Genomic DNA, 21923 nt, shown 5'->3' with positions numbered 1-21923 from the left:
AGTCGGGGAAGGGCTGGCGGTCGCCGATCTTGCGGTAGCCCGGGTTTCGTAGAGGGCCTGGACGCGGGGGTGGATGGTGTCGACGAGGAGGGTGGTCAGCTGTTCGGGGTGAGGGGCGAGGGCCGAGGAGGGTGTCGTGGAGTCGTCGGGTGAGGCCGGTGCCGCGCCGCTTGGGGCGGACCATGAGTTCGGACAGGGCGAAGGTGGTGCCCGGGGTGGGGGTGGGGGAGAGGTGTCCGCGCCAGGTTTCGCGGCCGAGGCCGGCGGTGGCGCCGTGGGCGAAGCCCGAGGGTTGGCCGGTGTCGAAGGCGATGACGCAGTCGAAGGAGGGCCTGGCGCCCCAGTGGTCGACGAACCAGGCGAACTTCTCCGCCTGGTGGAAGGGACCGTCCATCTCGGCGGCGTGGGCGTCGGCGTGGACGCCGAGGAGTATCTGCCGGATCGCGGGCAGATCCGCGCGACCGTAGCGGGCAAGGGTGCAGTCGGTCATGTGCGGCTCCAGGCGGTGCGGCAGTGGTCGGCCCGCTCCCGGGTGACGGGCGCGTTCGGGGCGGCGGTGATCAGGCCGCGGCGGAAGTCGCCGAGCGGGGCGGTATCGCCCAGTGGCTCTGTTCGCGAGAACGGGAGTCGTTTGTCGATGAGCTCAGAAGGCGCCCTGCCGGCGGCCAGACCGATGTTCACGAGGTCGGGAGACACCCGTCGATAACGATCTTGCTAGGGTCCAGTCAATACCTGGGGCGTTCAATGCATGGGAGGTGGTCGGGCGATGACCTCCGAGGAGCAGGAACTGGTCATGGGCCTCGCGATCGGACTGGGTGAGGGTCCGACGCGCACGCTCGACGAGGTACTCGCCCACTTCGGCGAGTCCGATGGTGGGGCCCTGGCGCTGAGGCTGCTCCGGGACGCCATGGAGCGCCGGGACGCCGACGACGTCGAGATGGCGCTAATCCTCCATGCCGCCGCCGACGCCTCGGTCGAGGAGTTCCTGGAGTCGTTGACCGAGCTGTTCCCCGCTGACTGGCACAGGGGCCACGAGGACATCGTGTCCATGCTGGGCAGGCTCCGCTCGCCCAGGACGGTGCCGACATTGGCCCTGGCGACTCACTGGGTCCCCGAGCGCCTGGACTGGGACGAGAACCGGGCGCTTGCGGTGAAGGCGATCTGGGCTCTCGGCGCTGTTTCCGGCCCGGAGGCCCGGGAAGTCCTCGAAGGCTTGCTCGACGACGAGAACGAGATCATCCGCGAGAACGCGCTGAATCAACTCGCACGCCGCGGCGAGCTCTGACCGCGGAGTCGTGGCCGCTCACCCGGAACGCCCGGCCGCGATTCCTCAGCCAGGCGTTCCGGACAAGATCAATCTCGCCAGGACTCCCTGTGCCTCAGCTACTTGCGGGATGTCGCACAAACCACCCGCCGGGCCGTGAGCGGCTCCCGAACTCATCGAAATTGATCAAGGAACTGGCCCACGCGGTGACTCCCGGAGCCGTTGACAGACGACTTCCGTTCTCGTGTACAAAGCCAGGCGGGGCGCACCTGAGAGGGCGGTTCGTAACTCTCCGGGCAATTATGTGGCCGCGTCCCCCTGTGTCGAGGACAGAGTATGGTTCGAGACCGTCGTGGTCGAGAACTCCCCGGATTGGCAGACGACATGGTGAGGGTTGAAGAGCTGGAGGCCGTGCTGCCTTCAATGACACGGTGGCGTGTGCCGGGCGGACACGGCGTGGACTGGACCGCCCTCGAGGCGGGCCTCGGGACGGCGCTGCCCTCGGACTTCCGCTCTCTGGCGGAGGCGTACCCGGTATTTGTCATCGATGATTTCCTCATGGTGTCCCTTCCCACGCCCGGTGCCGAGGCGCCGTGGGCGTCCGCGTCCAGGGACGACGAGATCCTTCAGGATCTGTACGAGATGGGCGACACCGAGGATTACGTTCCCTACCCGCAGCCGGGAGGCCTGATCTCCTGGGCGTCGTCCAATTCGGGGGACACTTTCTACTGGAGGACGAGCCCTGTGGATCCGGACGCATGGCCGGTGGTCGTCCGCACGGACAACGCCGACTGGATCGAATTCCCAGTCGGTGCCGTTGAGTTCCTGGCAGGCGTGTACGGGCGCACCATCGACGTGCCGGGCATGCCCAGGAACTTCCCCAGCGACAACCCGAAGGTGCTGGGCCTGAGCGACCGCATCGACTGATCGGCAACTCGGAAAGCTCTACGTGAGGTCGGTGCCCGTGTCGCCCTTCCGCTTGGGGGCGGGCGGCCTGGCCGCGGGTTCGCCGGTCGGCCATGGCCGCGGCTGGGTGAACAAGCCCTGCTCGGTCTCGACCAGGATTCCGCGCCCGACAACATCCGCTTGAGCTTCAAGCGGATGTTGTCGGGCGCGATCTCCACATCCAACGTCTCGCACACCGCTCGCGCCCGCAGCGGGGCATCGGCTGCGGCGAACAGGGACACGGACCACGACGACTCCGGCACGGTGGATCCGGAAGGTCCGGCCAGATGTGTCTGATCTCCGATCATCATTGTCAGGCGTGCAATGTGCCGATCGGTCCTGTCCGCCCTGTGCGTACGAAGCCGCCCGGGGCTGCTCCCAGGTCAGCCCTGGCGAACCGGACCCGTGGCCCGGCCCGGTCGTTCGGTTCGGTCATGGCGAACAGTGCCTGGAAGAGGCGGAGAGCGGATCAGCCGACCGGGTTCGGACCGGGACCGAGTGGGGGAAGGCCGTGGGCGGTGAGGAGGCGGTTGGCGAAGTCCGGGTCCGTGAGGGGGAGACCATGGGCGGCGAGGAGGGCGAACAGGTCTGCGAGTCGACGCGGTCCGGTGCCCTGCAGTTGATGGCCCGGGGCGAGGCCGAGGACGCCGACGAGGGGTCCGCGGCCGGTAACGGGGGTCGTGAACAGGCGCAGACGCATCGTGAGGCGAGCTGCGCCCGAATCAGGGTCCTCGTCGAAAGTCATGTCCAGGCCGGTGATGTTGTGCCAGCGGTAGCGACGGCGCAGAAGTGCTCTGGAGAGGGTGAGTCCCTCGCTGTCGGCGCGCACCCAGAAACTGATGGGTGCGGGCAGGGCCACCACGGGGACCATCGCGGCAACGATCAGCAGGCTGGGGACGGTGCCCAGCCGGTCCACCGCGCCGCTCGTGCCGAGGACGACAGCCACCAGAAGACCCAGCAGGCAGCCGGGCCCTACGCCCGAGAAACGCCACAGGAAGCCCAGGGGCACGGTCCGGAACCGGTTTGTCGTGTTCACGGGCTCAATCCTGGAGCCTCGATGTCACCATTCCGCCACGTTTCCAAGGCCCTTGCGCCACGGATGCGCAGTGGTTGCATGCCCACCCGAGCCGATTGCCGGAGGGCGGTCACGATCGGCAGGCCATGGCCACCGGTGATCCGAAGGCGATGAACAAGGTCACCGCTGCTGCCGGGATGCCTACGCCTTCGGCCGGACTCTGCGGGGGTGCCTCGGCCTTTTCCGCCGTGTACCCGCCCAGGGCAGGCGTGACGCTGTCGCCGGAGGCCTTCTTGACCGTGGCCACCAAAGGCTTGAACTCGCTCTTGTCCACCTCCTCGTCGCTCGGCGGGATGGTCGTACGGGCGAGATGCGACGGTCCTGGGTCACCAGGCTCTTGTCCTGGTACGGCGAAGTCACCGGCCCGGTCACAGGTGAGTCGACGAGATCAACGACGTACCTCTCGGTCCTCTGCCCGGCGGCAGGGTCGCCGACCCCCTGAACGGCCTCGATCACGAGAGTCAGTCGGTCCCCTTGCTCCTGGAAAAGTGCTTCTCCATCAGCTGCTGAATCTCGGCCGACTGCGAGTCTCCTCCGGGAAAGCCGTTGCCAGGGGCGGCGTCGTAGCCGAAGCCGACGAACGACACCACGACCACACCGACGATCAAGATCAGGAGAACCAGGCGGCGGCGCCGGAAACAGAAGCGACCCGGTCCCGCCGGAGTCCTGCCCGCAGGGGGAGTTTCGGTTGCCGTCATCGCCTCCTCATGCCCTGCCCCTGTCCCTCCCCCACACGAACGCGCCCTCGTAGTCGGGGCGGTCAGCCGGTCAGCCGCTCGGTGCGGCGGGAGCGGACCCGCGCCAGCTGGCCGAGGACCGCTGCGATCGGCCCCAGCAGCAGGGCCAGGGCGCCACCGATCACTCCGTTGCCGGTGCCGGGACCGCCGTCGGCGACGGCCAGATTCACCGCGCCGATGACGGTGCCGATCAGCCCCGCCGCCAGGGACACCAGGGCCCCCTTCTTCCCGTTGCCGTCGCCGATTCGGCCGGCGGAGCGGGCCAGGGCCAGGGCGCCGATGACCACGCCGGCCAACGCCACCAGTGCGGCCACGGTGCCCACGAGCCGCCCGGTGGTCAGGGCGTAGGCATCGACGGCGATCGGCCGGGCCGAAGCCTGCGCGGCCGCCGGTGCGGCAAGCCCGAACCCCCCGAACAGGACGCCTGCGCCGACGGCAAGCACATAACGGACGGACATGAGGTGCTCCTTCTTCTCGTACAGCTCCTGCTGCTGGATGTCGTCGGATCCTGTCCGCCGGGCCCGCCGCCGGTCGTCCCGCAGGCGGAGGCACTTTGCGCTGCCGCCGATGGCGCACGCGGCTGCTTCGGGTGCTGCAGGAGCCGCGCAAGTACTGCGGACGCGGTAGAGGGCCGCTCGTCCGCGAGCGGGACTCGCCCGCGCGGGCATCTGGCTAGGGTGCGCGCATGGACAGACGACGGTTCGCCGTCCCGGCCGGGGCCGGGGACTGGGTGATCGCTGTGGGCGTGGCGGCGCTGATGCTGGGCACCGGATGGTCAGGGGAGCACACGGGCACGGGGCCCGGCCTGCTCGGCCACGCGCTGCTGGCGCTCGGCGGCCTGGCACTGGCCGCGCGTCGCCGGGCTCCGGTCGTCGTCCTGGCCGTCACCGGGCTGTGCGCGGTGGGGTACCAGGCAGCCGGGCTCGACGTGCTCGCCGTCGCGTACCTGGTAGCGGTGTACGGCGCGGTGCGGGATGGGCACCGCGCCCTCGCGGTGACGGCGTCCGTGACCCTGCTGGTGGCTCTCCAGCTCACGGCCCTGGTCGTCCGCGACGGGCCCATGGGCGAGGCGTTGGTGCGGGCCCGCGGCACCCTGGAGATCGCCTGGCTCATCGCTGCCTTTGCCGCGGGGGAAGCGTTGCGGCAGGCGGAGCAGCGGGCGGAGGAAGCCGAACGCACCCGGGAGGAGACTGCGCGGCGCCGCGCCGACGAGGAGCGACTGCACATCGCGCGGGAACTGCACGATTCGCTCACCCACCAGATCTCCATCATCAAGGTGCAGTCCGAAGTCGCCGTCCACGTGGCCCGCAGACGCGGCGAGACCGTGCCGGAGGCACTGCTGGCGATCCAGGAGGCCGGGCGTGAGGCGAGCCGGGAGCTGCGCGCGACCCTGGAGGCGCTGCGCGATGACGACACGACCCCGCCACGCGGGCTCGCCGACGTACCGGAACTGGTGGAGCGGGCCGGCAGGACCGGTCTGGAAGCGACGCTGACGATCGAGGGGCAGCGGCACGACGTGCCGGCCGCGGTGGGTCGGACCGCCTATCGGATCGTTCAGGAGTCGCTGACCAACATCGTCCGGCACTCCGCCGCCACCACGGCATCGGTCCGGATCGACTACCGGCCCGACACTCTCGCGCTGCGCATCGACGACGACGGCAAGGCCACGCCGGACACCGCCCCGGTGCCCGGCGTCGGGCTGCTCGGCATGCGCGAACGCGTCACCGCCCTCGGCGGCCTGCTGCGCGCCGAACCGCGCGGCGAGGGCGGCTTCACCGTCCGGGCCGAACTCCCCGTGGAGCACACGTCATGATCCGCGTCCTGCTGGTCGACGACCAGCCACTCATCCGCAGCGGATTCCGTGCACTCCTCGACCTCGAGGACGACATCGAGGTGGTGGCCGAGGCCGCCGACGGCGAGGAGGGTCTGGAGCTCGCGAGGGAACACCTGCCCGACATCGCGCTCATCGACATCCAGATGCCGGTGGTCGACGGCATCGAGGCAACCCGGCGCATCGCCGCGGACCCGGCCCTGAGCCGGGTGCGCGTCGTCATCCTGACCAACTACGGCATGGACGAATACGTCTTCGACGCGCTGCGCGCCGGCGCCGCCGGATTCCTCGTCAAGGACATCGTCCCGGACGACCTCCTGCACGCCGTCCGTGTGGCCGCACGCGGCGACGCCCTGCTCGCCCCCTCGATCACCCGCAAGCTGATCGACAGGTACATCTCCCAGCCGCTCGACACCGGTGCCGAGACCGGGCTGGAAGAGCTGACCAGCCGCGAACGCGAGGCCGTCGCCCTGGTCGCGCGGGGCCTGTCCAACGACCAGATCGCCGGCCGCATGGTGATCAGCCCCCTGACCGCGAAAACCCACATCAACCGGGCCATGGCCAAGCTCCACGCCCGTGACCGCGCCCAACTCGTGGTCCTCGCCTACGAATCCGGCCTGGTCGCCCCGCGCAACTCCTGACACCCACGGGCCGCAACCACCGCCCAGCCCCGCGGTCGTCGGTCAGAAAGCGAGGGCGCTGGTTGAACCAGCGCACCACCACAGAATCCGGCTTCCACGGCATCTGCGTCGATGACGTCAGACTCGCCCCAGCCACAGGGAAGTCGACGCGAAGTGAGGCGTGTCCGTTGAATGCGAGCCCACGGCCTGCCGCGGTGGCCGGTACTGGAGGGCAGCAGAGGTCGGATGCGGTCCCGCTGCCGGCCAGTCGGTCGAATGCGACGAGGTGTCAGGACCGGACCGCAGAGGTACTGCGCACCCGGCCGGCATCCCGGCCGGGCTCAGTCGATCGGCTTGACGACCCGGGCGGGCACTCCCGCGACCAGGGTGTGGGCAGGAACGTCACGAGTGACCACCGCGCCGGCGGCGACCACGGAGCCGGCACCGATGGTCACTCCCTGCGTGATCGTTGCTGCCGCACCGATCCAGACGTCGTTCTCGATGACGATCGGGGCGAGGGAGAGGTACTCGCGGCGCTCGGCGAGGGGCAGGGGGTGGCCCCCGGTGATGAGATTGACCTTCGGGGCGATCATGACGCCGTTGCCGATACGGATTCCCCCCTTGTCCATGAAGGTGCATCCCTGGTTGACGAAGACGTTCTCCCCGAACGTCGTGTTCAGCCCGCACTCGGTGAAGAACGGCGGGTAGATCGTCACCGACTCCGGCAGCGGGCCACCGAACACGACGGAAAGCAGTTCAGCACGGCCTTCGGTGTCGCTGAACGGCAGCACGTTCAGCCGGGACGTCGCGTCGGTCACCTCCATGACCCGTTCGATGTGACGTGCGAACCCGGGCTTTCGGACATGCATGGTCTGATCTGTGCGAGTGGACATGCGCTGATCCCACCACCCCGGAGAACCCACGATCAAACAACCCCGGGACCGGTCGGCGACAACCGATCGTTGTGAAATTAGGGTGGGAGCGTGGATGTTGAAGCGATACGGACGTTCGTGGCCGTCGCCGAGACCGGCCAGTTCCAGGCTGCGGCGGACAGGCTCGGGGTCAGTCAGCAGGCGGTCTCCAAACGGATCGCGACCCTGGAGAAGCACCTCGAGGCCACGCTCCTGGTACGCACCTCCCGCGGCTCCCGGACGAGCCCGGACGGACAGGCCTTCCTGCCGCACGCCAAGAAGGTCCTGACCGCCGTCGAGCAGGCCGAGCAGGCCGTGCGTCCCGGCAGCCGGCCCCTGCGCATCGACGTCCTCAACCGGCGCATCGCTCCTGCCCGGGCCGTCCACCGGTTCCACCGCTCCCACCCCGGGATGAACCTCGACGCCGTCACACTGAGCAAGAAGAACGCCGCCCAAGCCGCCCAGGCGGTGCTCGACGGGACCGTCGACGTGTCCTTCCGCGCCCTGCCGACAGACCGGGTCCCGGCCGGGATCAACGCCGAACGGCTCCTGGACGGACCCCTGGAGCTCCTGGTCGGCCCCGGCCACCCGTTGGCGGACGCGCCCCGGGTCAGACCCGCGGACCTGGCCGGCCACCGCATCTGGATCCCCGGCATCAGGCCCGGCACGGAGTGGGCGGCGTTCTACCAGGAGCTGTCCAGGGCCTTCGGCCTGAGCATCGACGCACTCGGCCCCCACTTCGGTGACGAGGCACTGATGGACGCGCTGGCCGAATCGGACTCGCTGGCCACCCTCGTCGGCAGCGGAGACCGGTACACATGGCCCCAAACCCACGACCTGCGACGCATCCCGTTGCGCGAACCAACCCCGGTGTACACGCACATGTTGCTGTCCCGCACCGGAGACAAACACCCCGTGCTGACCGCGCTGCGCAACCATCTGCGCATCTCGAGGCAGCGCACCCCGGACGACATGTGGGCACCGGACTGGACAGACCGCTGACCAGGCGACCGATCCGACGGACACACCTTACGAGCCGGCTTCCACAGGAAAGAGGGCGTCGAGTCGCGGTGTCCCGATCCGCACCGTCGCTTCTGCGGTGCGGATCGCTTCCTCGGGCTTCGTCCATGTCTCCTGGACGGTATCCAGGGCCTCGTGGAACGCTTCCAGGCAGTCGTTCCCCCGGCCCGTCAGCTCGTCGAACACCTCCTGGGCCACGTAGTCGAGCTCCTCCCCGTTCCGGCCACTCCTCGGCACGCCACTTTCGCGGGTGCCGTCCCGCCGGGGCCCGCACCTCGGCGACGTCGGCGAGGACATCCGGATCGGCAAGCACCGCCCTGTACGTCCCTCGCCCCTGGGCCACCAGCCAGAGCGCGAAGCAGTCGAAGCCGTCGTCGGAGCACAAACCACTCTCGATCCGGCGCACCGCCCGCCATAGTGCGTCCGTGGCGACTACCTCGCACGCGGCCTCCAGACATGCCTGGAACTCCACTGATTCCGCGGCCGGCCGGCACCGCAACTCCCCGCGCAGCCACTCCACCCGTTCGTGCCGGTCACCGGGGCGACGGCCCAGCTCATCCATGCCGTTCCGGACGATGCGCCGGCTCCGATCGGACGTGCCTGCGCCTCCAGACAGATGATCATGGTTGAGGAGCGAGTGCCTTGGCCAACAGCTCCGGGGTGCGAGTGGACAGGTAGAGGCAGGGCGTTGGGTCGTCAGGGTCCAGGACCTCGACCCTGACGGCGGAGGAGACGAAACTGCGCATCACCATGAAGGCCCGTGTATCTGCTTTGTAGGTTCTCCAGGCGCGCGCGTCCTCTCCGTGGAGTGCCTCTGGCTGTCCGAGAACCGCCAGTGGGATACGGGCGTCCGCCACGAACAGGGTGTCGGCGGTGACCCGGATCCGTGTCGAGCCCTGTGAACTGACGTGGACCGCGGCCAGGCAGGTTCCGATGGTCAGACCGGTCAGTGCGGCAAGAACCCCGTAGGGAAAGGAGACCAGGGCCAGGGAGATGCCGGAAAGCATGGCCGCACCCCCACCAGGCTTTCGGAGCGGTCACGTACTCGTCGTGGACGAGCCGGTTGTTGAGGGACACGGACGATCACCTTGTCGTATTCGTCAAGACGGGCAGGGCTGGCTGCTCACCGGGCAGGAAAAGGGGCAGCGCACCTTTGAGGGTTGCGCCACGCGGCAATCGGTTGATGCGGGTATCAAGCCGGGCGAGCACGCCGGCTTCGGCCGGATGACGGCCGCAGGAGGTGCGGGCGCCAGGTCGGCGTTGCGGGAGGTCAGTGGGACGTCGCCGGCGCCTCGCTCGGTTTGCCGGTCACTTCTTGTGAAGTTCATCGAGCCGGGCTTCCGGTCGTTCGAGTGCTTCCCGTTGCCGGGCGTTGAGCAGACCGGCCGAGTACTCGGTGAAGATGTCCGCCGATGCTTCGAGGTCGATGGATGTTTCTGCTGCGACGAAGGCTTCGATGACAGGTGCCATGGTCGTCATGAACTCTTCGATCAGATCGCTCATGTCTTCCTCGGTGCTGCCGGGCCCGAGCCGTGCGAAACGTTCGGAGATGGCGGTCGTGGCCGAAACGGTGCCGGGCGCGGTCAGTTGTTCGTAGAGGCCGGTGAGGCGGTGCACCCCCTCCTCCGTGACGGACGATCGCCGGAAGCAGAGCCTCCCTCGCGGTCATACCGGGAACGTCACCGAGGGAACCGATGATCCCGAACAGGACGAACCATCCAAGGCTCAGCCCCGAGACCAGGTCGATCAGCGGCAGGGCGGCCACCGACGCGGCGGAGACGAGGTCGGTGACCACCGATGAGGTACGCCGATTGACCCGGTCGATCACCACCCCCATGAGCAGGCCGGCGAGCACCGCGGGGACCGCGGTAGCCGCAGCCACCGTTCCCGCGCCAAGCGCGCTGCCCGTGACCTGCAGAACGATCAACGGCAGGGCGACTCCCAGAACGGAGTTGCCCAGCAGCGACAACAGGTAGGACACGAGATAGGCAACAGGGACCGGCTTCATGCCCCTCAGTCAGAACCATGACGTAGGGGCGGGGTCAACTTTCGAAGACCGCAAGTACCGGGCGGTGCGACCTGTTTCGGCGCGCCCCGCCCGCATGCCCGACGGCGTCCCGACGTCGAAGACGGCCTCGACCGGCGACCACAGCGCCTCGGCGGTGTTCTTGCCGACCGGGCGTCGTCCGGTCCGTGCGGAGCGAAGCCGATGAGGCGGATGCCCAGGTCGGCGGTCCGGTTCGAAGCGCGTACTGATCCCAGGGCCGAAGAGTGGGCCGAGTGCCTGTCCATGATCATCTGGTCCGGTTCGGGGCCGGGAGCGAAATGCTTTTGCGGCCGTCGACGTGCCGCCAGTAGGCATGGGCCCGTGATCAAACATGACAAGGTGTTGCTTCGAGCACGGCGTGACAGCGACGTGGACCTTCTCCATCGGGAGCTGTACGAGGACGTCGCCACGCGGGTCCGCGGTGACAGCCGCCTCTGGAGACCCTTGCCGACGGGGGACCAGTCGCCTTTCGCGGTGCCGAAGCCCGATGACGAGACCCCCTGCTTCACCGTGGAGGAAGTGGCCTCGGGAGACGTGGCGGGCGAAGCGGTCGTGTGGGGCGTGGACCTCCACAACCGCTGTGCTCACCTCGGCCTGGCGCTGCGGCCCGGATTTCGCGGCCGTGGCCTGGCCGCCGACACGATGGCAGCCTTGTGCACCTATGGCTTCGCCGTACGAGGGTTCCACGGACTCCAGGTGGAAACCCTCTCGGAGAACACACCGATGCTCCGTGCCGCGCAGCGGGTGGGATTCACCGTCGAAGGCACACTGCGCCGAAACGCATGGGTCTTCGGAACCTGGGCGGATGAGGTGATCCTCGGCCTCCTCGCGGAGGAGTGGGCCTGTGGACGTGAAAACGAACCGCGATGAGTGCCTGCCCGCAGTGCTCAGGGTCGCGGCACCGGGCTGGTTCGAGTGCCCTGCGACCTGCCTGCGGGACTGCCGACCGGCCGTGCAGGGACGGCCGGCGGCGTCGAGTCCCGCAGGAGGCGGCTGTCCGCTCCCGCAGGAATTCCGGCGGTGATGCGTCTGACCGGCGGGACACCACCGCCCGGGGCACGAGTTTCCGGCGCGGACGGATCCTGTCCCGAGTGGTCAGGAGTTCATGCCGGTCGCCTCGGCCTCACAGAGCAGCTTCTCGGACTGCTTCCGCCTCGCGTCGGAAGAGCCGGAACCACATCCACAGCGCGAAGCCGATGAAACCGAACCACTGCAGTGAATACCCGAGGCTCTGGAACGCCTTGCGGTCGAGCCCGGTGTTCTGCGGCAGGCGCAGAGATACCGTTGTCAGTCCGTCCTCGGACACGGACTGAGAGATACCGGCAGGAGCCGCGGGTGGTGAACGGAGCGGCCGCGGCAAACAGTTCCGGGACGGGGCCCGCAGTCCGGGCGGCGACCCGGCGGCGGTGGGCCTTCTGCCGGCACCTTCCGTCGCAGTACGCAGAATCCGCACGCCCAGCCGTAACGGGTTCGCCGCAGGCCCCGCACGGCCGTCCCGGCCTCCGCCCGCCGTTACGCTTCCGCGTGAGGGATGTCCGGCAGGCCCGCGAGTACGTCACCCTCTTCATCAGCACCTCCGCCCCACGGACCACGACCGGGCCGCATCCGGCGACACACGCCTGGGGTGGGAGAGCCTCGCCGCGACCGGCAGGCCCCACCACTCGGCACGCTCCGCCCGCCGGGCGGAAACCTCCCGGGTCCGCCCCGCCTCCGGATCCGGGCAACCACGTTCGTAGCAGGCTTCGCAGATCAGGAAACGCGCGACCCCCGAACGGCGCCCCCTGCCGCCGGACCCCGTCGACGAGGTACACCGTGCCGCCGAGGAGACCTGCGGCGCACATCGCACAGTTCCGAGAACCTTCACGCACAGCCATGACGCTCCCGATGAACAGCACGCCCAGCCGTTTCGCCGACGAGGCCCGTCACGGGCTTCGCTCCGCCTCCGGCCCGGCGTCGTGACGTCAGGTCAGCGACCGCGTCGAAGGGTCCGCCGCGGCCGCGAAGGTGCTGCCGCCTCCCGCAGGCCGGGCACGACCAGCGCACGGGGCGGCGAAGGTTCCTTCGGCTGTGTGTCAGCAGGTTCGGTGGGCAGGGCGACGCCACGTTCGACGGCGATCCGCGCCACGACCTCTCCCGCATCGGAGGGGGCGGGTCACGGGACGGCGCGTTCAGTGGCGAGCGTTGCCGCGGCGACGCCTCGTCGCTCGCCCGCGCGAGGCGGGCGCCGAGGGGTGACCCCGGCGTCGGTGAGGACGCTCAGGTCCAGCGTCCAGGCCCTGGCCGAACGCGCCTCCCACACGTTGAACGCGTAGCGGATATGACTGCGGGCCTCGGCATGGCTCATCCCCGTGACCTTGACCAGATGCGCGAACGCCTTCGACTCCAGGCCGCGGACCTGCGCGTACGCGGGGCGCGTACCAGCGCCTGCCGGCCGGATCCCACCGGGCCCCGGCTGTCTTGGCCCGGTCCTTCTCCGCGTACGGAACATCCAGCCAGATCCGGCCGACCATCGCCCTTCCTTCCTGTGCCCGTCTCCGCAGCGGCTCCGGCCAGTTCGGGCTGCGCGACAGGTGCGCCGTCGTCGAGCGTGATGCGCACCGTGTGCCGGGTTCCTCTGCCGACGGTGTCGAGCTCGTTGGCGAACCGGTCGTATGCGGTGACTGCCAGGGCCCGGTCGGCGGTGGGGAACTCGGCCTTGTCCCGGGTGTCCCACAGGGCGATCAGGAGTGCGATGAGCGACCGTCCGGACAAGGCGACACGTACCCGCCCGTCCTTGATGTCGTCGACGTCGGGCGAGGTCCGGAAGTGTGTCTGGTTGGTGCTCAGGCCGGTGAGGTACTCCCACGTGTCGTGGTGGCACACGAGTTCCGCCGGCGCGACACCGGCCGCCATCATCAGCCGGACACCGTGCTGCACCTCCGGCGCGAGCCCCTCGACGGCGGGCCGCTCCTGACGGGCCGAGCCTGGAGCGGGTGCTCGGCATGTCCGCCCCTGCCAGCATTCGGACCTGCGCGGCCCCGGGCTGATGATGGCCTGGAGACCCGGCACCCCCACCCCGTACATGCCGGCCATCGCCACTCCGGACCCGACGCCGCTGCTACGCCTGGTCGCGGAGGAACCCGACGGCTCCCACACGGCGGCTTCGTTCACTTCCAGCGGATCTGGCACAACTTCTGTGACGCCACTACCGTCCGTCACGACAACAGGACTGGCTTCCGGCGGAGTCGGAAGCCGGAGCGGTCGAACGTCCGTGCCGGGGCCAGGTCGGCGCCGGTGGTTCGGTGCCTGCCCATGGACTCGGCCCTGACCTGGACCGCTTCCAACTCCTCCACTGTCCGGCTGAGTACACGTACTCAGGTGCTGGCTGCCGGCCCCCTCCATGCTGGGGCGCGAACGTCGGACCGTCTCAGAGGGACATACGCATGAACCACGCCCTGCAGTTGCGCACCGCCACGCCTCGGGATCACGACTGGATCCATGAACTGCGCCACCGCGTGTATGCGGAGGAGCTCGGTCAGCATCCGGTGGATCCGTCGGGAAGGCTGAGCGACGGACTCGACGGCGACAACGTCTATCTCGTGGCCGCGCGTGGCAAGACACGGATCGGCTTCGTCAGCCTCACTCCGCCATGGGTCGGCCGCTACTCCCTCGACAAGTACCTGACACGCGAGGAGCTGCCGGTCCTGACCGAGGAGGCGCCGTTCGAGATCCGCGTCCTGACCGTCGAGGAGCACTGGCGGTCCACCGCGGCGGCGCCACTCCTCATGTACGCGGCGCTGCGCTGGGTCGCGGCGCGGGGCGGCCGCCGGGTGGTGGCGATGGGCCGTACGGAACTGCTCGACATGTACCTCGCCACCGGTCTGCGGCCGGTGGGGCGCACGGTCCGCTCGGGCGCGGTCTCGTTCGAGATCCTCAGCGGCTCCGTGGCCGAGCTGACGAGGACGGTCGCGGAGCGCCACGGCCGAATCCTGGAACGGCTGCGGACGGGCCTCGACTGGCAGCTCGACATGCCCTTCGCGCCGCGTGCGGACGGCTGTGAGCACGGCGGGGCGTTCTTCTCGGCGATCGGCACCGACTTCCGTACCCTGGCCCGCCGGCACGAGGTGGTCGCGGCGGATGTGCTGGACGCCTGGTTCCCGCCGTCCCCAGGGGTCCGCGCGGTCCTCGCGGAGGATCCGGGGTGGGCGGCCCGGACCTCGCCGCCGACGGGCGCGGAGGGACTGCTTGCGGAGATCGCCGGGGTCCGCGGCCTGCCGGTGGAGTCGCTGGTCGTCGGGGCGGGCTCGTCCGATCTGATCTTCCGCGCGTTCGGCCGGTGGTTGACACCGCAGAGCCGGGTGCTCCTGCTCGATCCGGGCTATGGGGAGTACGCCCATGTCACCGAGCGGGTGATCGGCTGCCGGGTCGACCGGCTCCAGCTGCGCCGGGAGGACGGTTGGCTGCTCGACCCGGCCCGGCTCGCCACCGCGACCGGCGACGGGCAGTACGACCTCGTGGTCGTGGTCAACCCGAACAACCCGACCGGCCGCCACGCCCCGGCCGACGCGCTGCGCGCGGTCATCGAGGCCTCGCCCGTGCGGACCCGGTGGTGGATCGACGAGGCATACCTGGGGTACGCCGATCCGACGGACTCGCTCGCCGGGCTCGCCTCGCTCGACGCCCGGGTCGTGGTCTGCACCTCGCTGTCGAAGATGTACGCGCTGTCGGGGATGCGGGCCGCGTACCTGGTGACCGGTCCGAAGACGGCAGGGGAGCTGCGGCGCTGGACGCCACCGTGGCCCGTGAGCCTGCCGACCCAGCTGGCTGCCGTGACGGCGCTGCGCGACCCCGCGTACTACGCGGGGCGCTGGGCCCGCACCCATGTGCTGCGCCGGGAACTGGCGAACGGCCTCCGGGAGTTGGACACGTTCTCCTCGGTCGACGAGGGGGTGGCGAACTTCCTCGCGGTGACCCTGCCGCCGGACGGACCGAGTGCGGCGCGGCTGGTGCGCGAGTGCCGGCGGCACGACGTGTTCCTGCGCGACCTGTCGCCGATGTCCCCGGCGTACGAGGGGCGGACTGTCCGGATCGCCGTCCGCGACATGGCGGAGAACGCACGGATCGTGGAGGCGTGCCGGAGCGCCCTGGACGCGCTGCGCACGCCGGCCGCGGTGATGCCGGGCGCACCGGGGCGGGGCTCCCGATGACGACGGTCGCCGGTCTCGTGCCGTACCTCGGTGGGGCACTGGCGGCCGGAGGCGTCGCGGTGGCGGCGACCCGGCGCCGTGAGCTGCTGGTCCGCTGGTGTGTGTGGGCGCTCGGAGTGCCCCTGGTGACCGCCGCGTTCTGGCTCGGCCCACCGGGCATCGCGGTGCTCGCGGCCGTGGTCGGTGTGGTCGCGGTGTTGGAGTTCGGCGGGCTGCTCCGGCTGGGGGCGGTGGACCAGGCGGTGCTGGGCGCGGCGATCGTCGGACTCGTCCTGACCGCCTGGCTGGCCCCCGGGGAGGTGCTCCGGGTGGCGGCGGCCGGGGCGCTTGCGATCGCCGGGGTGCCGTTGTTCTCGGGTGACGCGGAGCACGGACTCCACCGCCTGGGGGCGGGCCTGCTGGGGCTCGTGTGGCTGGGCGCCCTGGCCGGCCTCGTATCGTCCGGCGCCCTCGGCCTCGTCCTGTTCGTGGCCGTGTCGATCGCCGACATCGTCGCGTACGCGGCGGGTCGCCGTCTCGGCGGCCCCCGGCTCTCCCCGCTGTCGCCCGCCAAGCGGTGGAGCGGCACACTGGCCGGGGCCGCGGCCGGTCTCCTCACGCTGGCCGTGCTGTCCTCCCTGACGTGGCAGACGGCGGTGGCCGTGGCCGTCGGCGGCCCGCTCGGGGACCTGCTGGAGTCGATGGTCAAGCGGGGCGCCCACGCCAAGGACGCCGGTCGTTGGCTGCCCGGCTCCGGCGGCATCCTCGACCGGATCGACTCCCTCCTCGTCGCTCTGGCGGTGCTGTTGGTGCTGGGGTGAGCCACCGGGCGGTGGCTTCGTACGCGGCAGGCGGCGTCGGCTCAGCTTCTGCGACGCCGCGGCCCTCGTGATCGACCGCATCAAGACCGCCACCAGCCCGGACGCCCCGGAACCCGAGACCGTCATCGACGACACCATTCCCGAGAAAAGGCCCGAGACCGCTGGAACCATCGCAGCGCCGGCCCGCCTCGCCGCCCTGCCCGCCCGGTCCGGCACGTTGGACGGTGCTGTCACCGCCCCTCGTGCCATGGGGCCGAAGTCCCGAAGACCCCTGCCCGCTTCCGGTCCGGGACGACCGGGCGCAGTGAGGCCCGGATCCGGATCCGTGGCCTCGAACACCCGGAGGAGCCGGCGCAGCCCCGGGGTGTGGTTCTGCCGGCGCGCTGTCGTGGGGTCTTCTCGGGGCGCGTCCAGTTCAGTCGAGGCGGTCGTACGCGCCCGGTTCCCAGTCGACGAACAGCGTCAGCGCCTTCTCGGTCTCGGTGCGCTCCGGTTCGGTGGCGGTGGCCGGCCACCAGTTCTCGACCCGGTGCGCGTCCACGAGAACACCCCCGCGGTATCCGTCGAAGTCACCGGGGTCTTCCGCGACACCGATGTGGATGGGCGAGTCGTCGGGAAGGTCCTTCAGCGCCTCGCGGAGCTGCGCGGCGTTCCAGGTCTGCGGGGCGTGCTCGAAGATTTCGGTCATGGGCACAGGCTGCCGGAGCAGGGGCCCCTGGCAGGGAAGACACGGCTGTGCCCTTGGGACAGAGCACTGGTTCGGGGGCACGGAGGGCTGGGCGAAAGCCGTGGATCATCGCCCATCAACTCGCCCCACACGACAACCACACAGGCCCCTGACCAGGCCGTATGGCGCGCGAGCAACCCCCGTACACGCCACGCTGCGCCCCGCTGTCGACCGGGCGGCCCGCGTGTCGTGCGGGGGAGTCACCACAACCCTCCGGCCGCCTCGCCTGTCTCACGGAGCACAGAGCTACGTACGGAGTACCACCGTGAGGAGAACCGCTGTCCTGCTCGCCGCGTCCGCCGCCGCGCTGCTCGCCCTGACCGCCTGCTCGGCCGACGAGAAGGACGTCACGAAGCCCGCGCCGGAGGCATCCGCCCCGACCGCGGAGGAACCGCCGGTCGACGACAGCGGGAAGAGCAGCGATGCCGAGAGGGCCGAGGGCATTCCGGATGCGCCGATTGGTGACGCCCGTGACGCGTACCTGGACGCGATCGCGGCTGTCGACCAACGGCTGATCGTGGACGAGCAGAAGGCGATCGACGCCGGGCGGAACCAGTGCTCCTCGCCCGCGAAGCCGAACGACAAGATCGATTGGACGGCGGCGCAGCGATTCGGGAACGACGCCCAACCGTTGACGGACGCGCAGGGCAAGGCGCTGAACGAGGCGCTGCGCAAGTCGCTCTGCCCGAAGTGACGACATTGCCGACCGCTGTCGGACAGGCTCGCGTGAGACCTCGTACGACTTGTCATCCGACAGCAGGAATTGACGCTCCTTCAGATATCTGTTTGCCGCTGCTGTGGATCGTTGTGAGCGGTGATGGTGATGGTGCTGGTCGTGCAGACCGACGCACAGCCCTGGGACTCGCTGGTTTCGAGGGGATCGACGAGGTGGACATCGAGGCGGTTTCGGCCGCGTTCGGCACGGTCGAGGTGGTGGTGGGAGGCCGCGCCGCCGGGGCCGCGTGTCCGGACTGCGGCCGCCCGGCCACCGGGAGCGCCCGGTGGCCGGGGCGACACCGTCGGCGGCTTCTTCGGTGTGCCGGCCGCGGAGGTCCGGCAGCAGGCCCTCCGGCGGCCCGCCAACGAGTTCGGCTCGGGTCCGGTGCAGGAGCGGGCCGATGGTCTTGCACGCGGAAAGCCGTGCGGCAGGTGCTCCCCAGGGATCCCGGCGCGGCCGGCGCGGAGGATCGCGTTCACCACGTCCCACAGCCACAAGAACATCCCGAGACACCAACCACCCGGATCGGATTCCCTCTCAGGACACCGGTGCGCGAGTGGCACCTGCGCGCCCTCTGCGCGTGTTGCGGTGTGCGAAGGCCCGATCCCGCTCACGTGGCGGTTGTAGGCCATTCGCCGGGAGCGAAAGATCATCGACGGGCACCGCGGTCTGCGGGTGCCCCGTTCAGTGAGCCATGGCGGGGGATGAGGAGTATCCGTGAAGGCAGCAATGTTCTACGGCAAGGAAGATCTGCGGATCGAGGATGTGCCGGAACCAGAAGTCGGTCCCGGTCAGGTGAAGATCCGCAACGGGTACGTCGGTATATGCGGTGGTGATGTGCACACCTACTTTCACCCGGAGGCTTCGCCCGTCGATCTCTTCCGTCCGCACCCCGTGACCGGCGCACAGCTGCCGCAGCCCCTGGGGCACGAGTTCTCCGGGACGGTCGTCGAGGTCGGGGAAGGCGTCACCGGCATCGAGGTGGGCGATCGCGGCTCGATCTTCCCCACCGCCCACAGCTGTGGAAAGTGCACGGCGTGCCGCCATGGCCGGCCCACCAGCTGCCGCCTCATGGCAGGTCTGGGGGCGAGCCGCTCGGCACGTTCGGCGAGCGGGCGCGCCTCGTCGATGACCGCGTCGAAGCCCGTGGGGGCGCGGTGGGTCTCGAGGAGTTCGACGCCGAAGGCGAGACGTTCCACGATCATCTCGTCCAGGGCCGAACCGGGTCCGTCGCGCTCGAGCCAGACGGCCCAGTCGCTGCCGGACCGTCGGGGGGCGCGCGGTGCGCCGGGGTTCTCGGCCGGTCGCTTCCCGTCGGGGTCGCGGCGCCGGACCCGTCCGGAGGTCTCGGCGCCGGCGGTGCAGCCGGCGAGGACCGCAGCGCCGCGCAGCAGTCCGTCGACCCCGGAGCCCCGGGCGAGGAGGACGTCGAAGTACGCGACGACCCGGAGGCTGTCTCCGGCCTCCGGGTCGCTCGTGCTCAGTCGACCGAGCAGATGGTGCATGTGCGTTCTCTCGTCGCGCTCACGGAAACCGCCGGCCGCCCCCTGGGGGATGCCTGCTCAGGCCTCCATTATGCGCGCCACCCAGGCGTTGCGTGCGGTGACCGCCGCATGCGCGACCGCGGTGTGCGGCGCCATCATGTCGAATCCGTGGAACCCGCCGGGCCACACGTGCAGCTCCGCCTGTCCGCCGTCCCGCCACAGGGCCGTCGCGAAGGCGACGTCCTCGTCCCTGAAGACCTCGGCGGAGCCGACTTCGATTTCTGCTCGTGCACCTTCCGGCGCAGCCGGGCCAGCTCCTCACGCTCGGCAGTGGTCAGCGCGCAGGCCGGGCCCTTACCCCGATCGATCGTGGCCTGCTTCACCCAGCCCCGCAGGCCCCGGTGCCGCCCCGAGCTCCCGGGCCACTTCCGTCACCGTCCGTCCGGAGGAACAGACCAACTCGACGGCATCCTTCCGGAACTCGGCCGTGTACCGCTTGCGCGTGCTGCTCTTCCTACCCATTACCTGGACTGCTTCCTCCAGGACCCGTACGTCCCCGTATCAAGCCGTCCCGACCCCGAGGGGGAACTTCACATGTCATCTGTCCCATCGTCGGCTCATGGACACACGGGTTTCGTCGTGTCCCACTGCCCCGGGAAACTCTCGCACCATTCCGTCCGCCCGGCGCCCGGATCGACCCCAGTGCCACGGCGGCGGAGCGAGCGGCATCAGGAGTGCGGTGGTCTCAGGCGCAGTTGCAGCATCGCCTCGAAGCGGGCCTCCGGGTCGCCGAGGTCGATGCCCGCGACCGCGGCCAGCCGCTTGAGCCGGTAGCGGAAGGTGTTGGGGTGGACGTGCACGGCGGCAGCGGCTGCGGGGACGTCGCCGAAGGTGCTCAGCCAGGCGTCCAGGGTGTCCGTGAGGGCCGTGTTGTGCTCGGCGTCGTAGGCGCGCAGCCGTACGACCGGACCGTCCGGCAGATCGTCCTCGGCGGCCATCCGGTCCGTCAGCTCCTCCAGCAGCGCGGCGGCGTAGACGTCCGACAGCCGTGCGGCCCTGCGCCGGGTGCGGCCGGAGCCGAGGACCCGCAGCGCACGGTCCGCGTCGGCGCGCGAGCGGCGCAGCTCCACCGGGCGGGCGGCGAGCCGGCCGACCCCGATGACGGTGGGCACCCGGTCGCCGATCCGGCCGAGGAACGCCTCGGCCACCCGTAGCCCCTGCTCGTCCGAACCGGTGGGCAGGACCGCGTAGGTGACCCCGCCGATCGCGGCCGTGGCGGTGCGGGGGTGGATCGCGGCCAGGTGCAGGGTGAGCGCCTCGGCGACCCGGTGGCCCGCGGCCACCCGGTCCGGCGCGTACTGCTCGCCGGTCACCGAGAGCGCCAGTACGCAGGCCGGCTGTGCGGCCAGGCCGAGCCGGACGGCGGCCTGCGGGGCGTGCGTGCCACCTTCAAGGACGGTGGCGAGCAGGTCCGCGCGCAACCGGCGTTCGGCGTCCTCGCCGGTGCGGCGGCGCAGCAGGTGCAGGGCGGCCACCTTCGCCGCCTCCTGGAGCGCCCGGGTGCGGTCCGCGCTCAGCGGGGCGTCGACCACGACCCAGATCGACCCGAGGATCTCGCCGCCGGCGCGGATGGCGATCGCGACCCGGGGCCTGTCCGAGACGCCTTCGATGTAGACGGGTTCCTCCTTCCGGTAGAGGGCCTGGAAGGCGCCGCGCTCCTCCAGGGCCCGCAGTTTCTCGGCGGGGACCTGACGGTCCAGCACGGTCGCGATCCTGGCCTCGTCGGCCTCGTCCTGTCTGCTGGAGAAGGCCAGCACCCGGCCACCGCGGTCCTCCACGGTGACCGGGCCGTCCAGCAGTCCGGCCGTTGCGTTGGCCAGGGCGAACAGGTCCCCGGCGAGCGGTTCGGCGCCGTCGGAGTCGCCGGGGCCACCCACCGTGCCCAGTTCGTCGACGGCGAGCAGCGACCGCAGCAGCGCGGCCACCTGGGCCCAGGATGCTCCGGGGGTCAGGCCGAGCACGGTCACTCCGGTGCGCGCGGCCGCCTCGGACACCGATCCGTACACCGGGACCGGGGACCGGACCACCACGGCCGCCGCACCCAGCCCGGCCGCCCGGTCGACCAGGGCGGCCACCGGCCCGGCGCCGTACACACCGACGCCGAGCACCACCGCGCCGGGCAGCCGTGCCGGCTCGTCCAGGGGGTCCTGGATCAGCACCCCGGTGACGGTGCGGGCCGGGTCGGCCTCCCCGGCCAGCACTTCGATCAGCGTCGATCCGAGATCGTTGAGGATCCGGCCGAGCACGGCCCGTGGCTGCTCCGTCATCGTCACAAGATAGTTGATCGAAGATCGTCCGCGACGGGGACGGCCGCCGCTCCGGCCTCCCGGCCCGCCCGGGGTTCACACAGGTCGGGCCCGGTGGGCGGGTCCTGTGCTCCGCGGGTCACCGGCCGATCCATTCCGGGGACCCGGTGGTGACCTCGGCCAGTTGTCCGGGGACCGGGGAGATTCCGATGCCGGGTCCGCGGGGCACGGTCAGGTGGCCGTCCTCCAGTA

Annotated in this window: 22 protein-coding genes and 5 pseudogenes; 10 read left to right on the top strand and 17 right to left on the bottom strand. The window is 70.4% G+C overall.

Annotation, left to right across the window (positions count from 1 at the left end):
• Positions 1-486: 486 nt before the first annotated feature.
• Positions 487-696 carry a hypothetical protein gene (locus ABZZ04_RS37110; RefSeq protein ID WP_356936653.1) on the bottom strand — a complete coding sequence of 70 codons (210 nt, stop codon included), beginning with the start codon at positions 694-696 and terminating at the stop codon, positions 487-489.
• Positions 697-766: 70 nt separating this feature from the next.
• On the opposite strand from ABZZ04_RS37110, the gene ABZZ04_RS37105 reads away from it, so the two are divergent.
• Entirely contained in the window at positions 767-1285 is a 519-nt protein-coding gene (locus ABZZ04_RS37105) for a HEAT repeat domain-containing protein (protein WP_356936652.1), read from the top strand.
• A gap of 351 nt (positions 1286-1636) precedes the next feature.
• Complete coding sequence (locus ABZZ04_RS37100) at positions 1637-2191, top strand: SMI1/KNR4 family protein (RefSeq protein WP_356936651.1); 555 nt, start codon at positions 1637-1639, stop codon at positions 2189-2191.
• A 487-nt stretch (positions 2192-2678) separates the two neighbouring features.
• Here the strand turns inward: ABZZ04_RS37100 and ABZZ04_RS37095 are convergent, their stop codons facing one another.
• The 4 genes from ABZZ04_RS37095 to ABZZ04_RS37080 form a co-directional block, all read right to left on the bottom strand.
• Entirely contained in the window at positions 2679-3245 is a 567-nt protein-coding gene (locus ABZZ04_RS37095) for a hypothetical protein (protein ID WP_356936650.1), read from the bottom strand.
• 109 nt (positions 3246-3354) lie between these two features.
• Positions 3355-3558 carry a hypothetical protein gene (locus ABZZ04_RS37090; protein WP_356936649.1) on the bottom strand — a complete coding sequence of 68 codons (204 nt, stop codon included), beginning with the start codon at positions 3556-3558 and terminating at the stop codon, positions 3355-3357.
• A gap of 187 nt (positions 3559-3745) precedes the next feature.
• Positions 3746-3982, bottom strand: coding sequence for a hypothetical protein (locus tag ABZZ04_RS37085; RefSeq protein ID WP_356936648.1), 237 nt, complete (start codon positions 3980-3982; stop codon positions 3746-3748).
• A 62-nt stretch (positions 3983-4044) separates the two neighbouring features.
• Positions 4045-4479: a DUF6223 family protein gene (locus tag ABZZ04_RS37080; protein ID WP_356936647.1), complete on the bottom strand. Its 435-nt coding sequence runs from the start codon at positions 4477-4479 to the stop codon at positions 4045-4047.
• Positions 4480-4706: 227 nt separating this feature from the next.
• Between ABZZ04_RS37080 and ABZZ04_RS37075 the strand changes: the two genes are divergently transcribed.
• Positions 4707-5834, top strand: coding sequence for a histidine kinase (locus ABZZ04_RS37075; protein ID WP_356936646.1), 1128 nt, complete (start codon positions 4707-4709; stop codon positions 5832-5834).
• Positions 5831-6493, top strand: coding sequence for a response regulator transcription factor (locus ABZZ04_RS37070; protein ID WP_356936645.1), 663 nt, complete (start codon positions 5831-5833; stop codon positions 6491-6493). The genes ABZZ04_RS37075 and ABZZ04_RS37070 overlap by 4 nt, the downstream gene beginning before the upstream one ends.
• Positions 6494-6813: 320 nt before the next feature.
• Here the strand turns inward: ABZZ04_RS37070 and ABZZ04_RS37065 are convergent, their stop codons facing one another.
• The gene (locus ABZZ04_RS37065; RefSeq protein WP_356936644.1) at positions 6814-7341 is read right to left on the bottom strand and encodes a sugar O-acetyltransferase; all 528 of its coding nucleotides are present in this window, start codon (positions 7339-7341) and stop codon (positions 6814-6816) included.
• A gap of 114 nt (positions 7342-7455) precedes the next feature.
• Here ABZZ04_RS37065 and ABZZ04_RS37060 point away from each other — a divergent pair, with 114 nt between their 5' ends.
• Positions 7456-8385 (top strand): LysR family transcriptional regulator, encoded by a 930-nt coding sequence (locus ABZZ04_RS37060; RefSeq protein WP_356936643.1) that lies wholly within the window; start codon positions 7456-7458, stop codon positions 8383-8385.
• A gap of 27 nt (positions 8386-8412) precedes the next feature.
• Here ABZZ04_RS37060 and ABZZ04_RS37055 read toward each other — a convergent pair whose 3' ends face one another.
• From ABZZ04_RS37055 to ABZZ04_RS37040, 4 genes and pseudogenes are all read right to left on the bottom strand, one after another.
• Positions 8413-8601 (bottom strand): hypothetical protein, encoded by a 189-nt coding sequence (locus ABZZ04_RS37055; RefSeq protein ID WP_356936642.1) that lies wholly within the window; start codon positions 8599-8601, stop codon positions 8413-8415.
• A gap of 118 nt (positions 8602-8719) precedes the next feature.
• Positions 8720-8965 (bottom strand): annotated as a pseudogene (locus ABZZ04_RS37050) (DUF4240 domain-containing protein); the annotation flags it as partial.
• 58 nt (positions 8966-9023) lie between these two features.
• Positions 9024-9480, bottom strand: a pseudogene (locus ABZZ04_RS37045) (DUF3093 domain-containing protein).
• A 231-nt stretch (positions 9481-9711) separates the two neighbouring features.
• The gene (locus tag ABZZ04_RS37040; protein ID WP_356936641.1) at positions 9712-10020 is read right to left on the bottom strand and encodes a hypothetical protein; all 309 of its coding nucleotides are present in this window, start codon (positions 10018-10020) and stop codon (positions 9712-9714) included.
• 751 nt (positions 10021-10771) lie between these two features.
• Between ABZZ04_RS37040 and ABZZ04_RS37035 the strand changes: the two genes are divergently transcribed.
• Positions 10772-11320, top strand: coding sequence for a GNAT family protein (locus tag ABZZ04_RS37035; RefSeq protein ID WP_356936640.1), 549 nt, complete (start codon positions 10772-10774; stop codon positions 11318-11320).
• Between the two features lie 253 nt (positions 11321-11573).
• On the opposite strand, the gene ABZZ04_RS37030 is transcribed toward ABZZ04_RS37035, so the two are convergent.
• The 3 genes and pseudogenes from ABZZ04_RS37030 to ABZZ04_RS37020 all read right to left on the bottom strand — a co-directional run.
• Positions 11574-11756: a hypothetical protein gene (locus ABZZ04_RS37030; RefSeq protein WP_356936639.1), complete on the bottom strand. Its 183-nt coding sequence runs from the start codon at positions 11754-11756 to the stop codon at positions 11574-11576.
• 846 nt (positions 11757-12602) lie between these two features.
• Positions 12603-12794, bottom strand: a complete 192-nt coding sequence (locus ABZZ04_RS37025) for a hypothetical protein (protein ID WP_356936661.1) — start codon at positions 12792-12794, stop codon at positions 12603-12605.
• A gap of 106 nt (positions 12795-12900) precedes the next feature.
• Positions 12901-12960 (bottom strand): annotated as a pseudogene (locus tag ABZZ04_RS37020) (DUF5710 domain-containing protein); the annotation flags it as partial.
• A gap of 912 nt (positions 12961-13872) precedes the next feature.
• Here ABZZ04_RS37020 and ABZZ04_RS37015 point away from each other — a divergent pair.
• Positions 13873-15636 (top strand): histidinol-phosphate transaminase, encoded by a 1764-nt coding sequence (locus ABZZ04_RS37015; RefSeq protein WP_356936638.1) that lies wholly within the window; start codon positions 13873-13875, stop codon positions 15634-15636.
• Positions 15633-16436, top strand: a complete 804-nt coding sequence (locus ABZZ04_RS37010) for a phosphatidate cytidylyltransferase (RefSeq protein WP_356936637.1) — start codon at positions 15633-15635, stop codon at positions 16434-16436. The genes ABZZ04_RS37015 and ABZZ04_RS37010 overlap by 4 nt, the downstream gene beginning before the upstream one ends.
• Before the next feature lie 415 nt (positions 16437-16851).
• Here ABZZ04_RS37010 and ABZZ04_RS37005 read toward each other — a convergent pair whose 3' ends face one another.
• On the bottom strand, positions 16852-17124 hold the full coding sequence (locus tag ABZZ04_RS37005; protein ID WP_148832997.1) for a DUF6225 family protein: 273 nt from the start codon (positions 17122-17124) through the stop codon (positions 16852-16854).
• Positions 17125-17428: 304 nt separating this feature from the next.
• Between ABZZ04_RS37005 and ABZZ04_RS37000 the strand changes: the two genes are divergently transcribed.
• Both ABZZ04_RS37000 and ABZZ04_RS36995 read left to right on the top strand, forming a co-directional pair.
• The gene (locus tag ABZZ04_RS37000; RefSeq protein WP_356936636.1) at positions 17429-17857 is read left to right on the top strand and encodes a hypothetical protein; all 429 of its coding nucleotides are present in this window, start codon (positions 17429-17431) and stop codon (positions 17855-17857) included.
• A 753-nt stretch (positions 17858-18610) separates the two neighbouring features.
• A pseudogene (locus ABZZ04_RS36995) lies at positions 18611-18913 on the top strand (alcohol dehydrogenase catalytic domain-containing protein); the annotation flags it as partial.
• Positions 18914-19443: 530 nt separating this feature from the next.
• Here ABZZ04_RS36995 and ABZZ04_RS36990 read toward each other — a convergent pair.
• The 3 genes and pseudogenes from ABZZ04_RS36990 to ABZZ04_RS36980 form a co-directional block, all read right to left on the bottom strand.
• Positions 19444-19644: pseudogene (locus ABZZ04_RS36990) on the bottom strand (alpha/beta hydrolase); the annotation flags it as partial.
• 75 nt (positions 19645-19719) lie between these two features.
• Positions 19720-19887 (bottom strand): transposase, encoded by a 168-nt coding sequence (locus ABZZ04_RS36985; RefSeq protein ID WP_356936635.1) that lies wholly within the window; start codon positions 19885-19887, stop codon positions 19720-19722.
• Positions 19888-20093: 206 nt separating this feature from the next.
• Positions 20094-21692, bottom strand: a complete 1599-nt coding sequence (locus ABZZ04_RS36980) for a helix-turn-helix domain-containing protein (RefSeq protein ID WP_356936634.1) — start codon at positions 21690-21692, stop codon at positions 20094-20096.
• Positions 21693-21923 lie beyond the last annotated feature (231 nt).

The sequence above is a fragment of the Streptomyces sp. NPDC006435 genome (genome assembly GCF_040612315.1).
In the GTDB taxonomy this organism is placed as follows: domain Bacteria; phylum Actinomycetota; class Actinomycetes; order Streptomycetales; family Streptomycetaceae; genus Streptomyces.
This window is presented reverse-complemented; position numbering and strand designations above follow the sequence as displayed.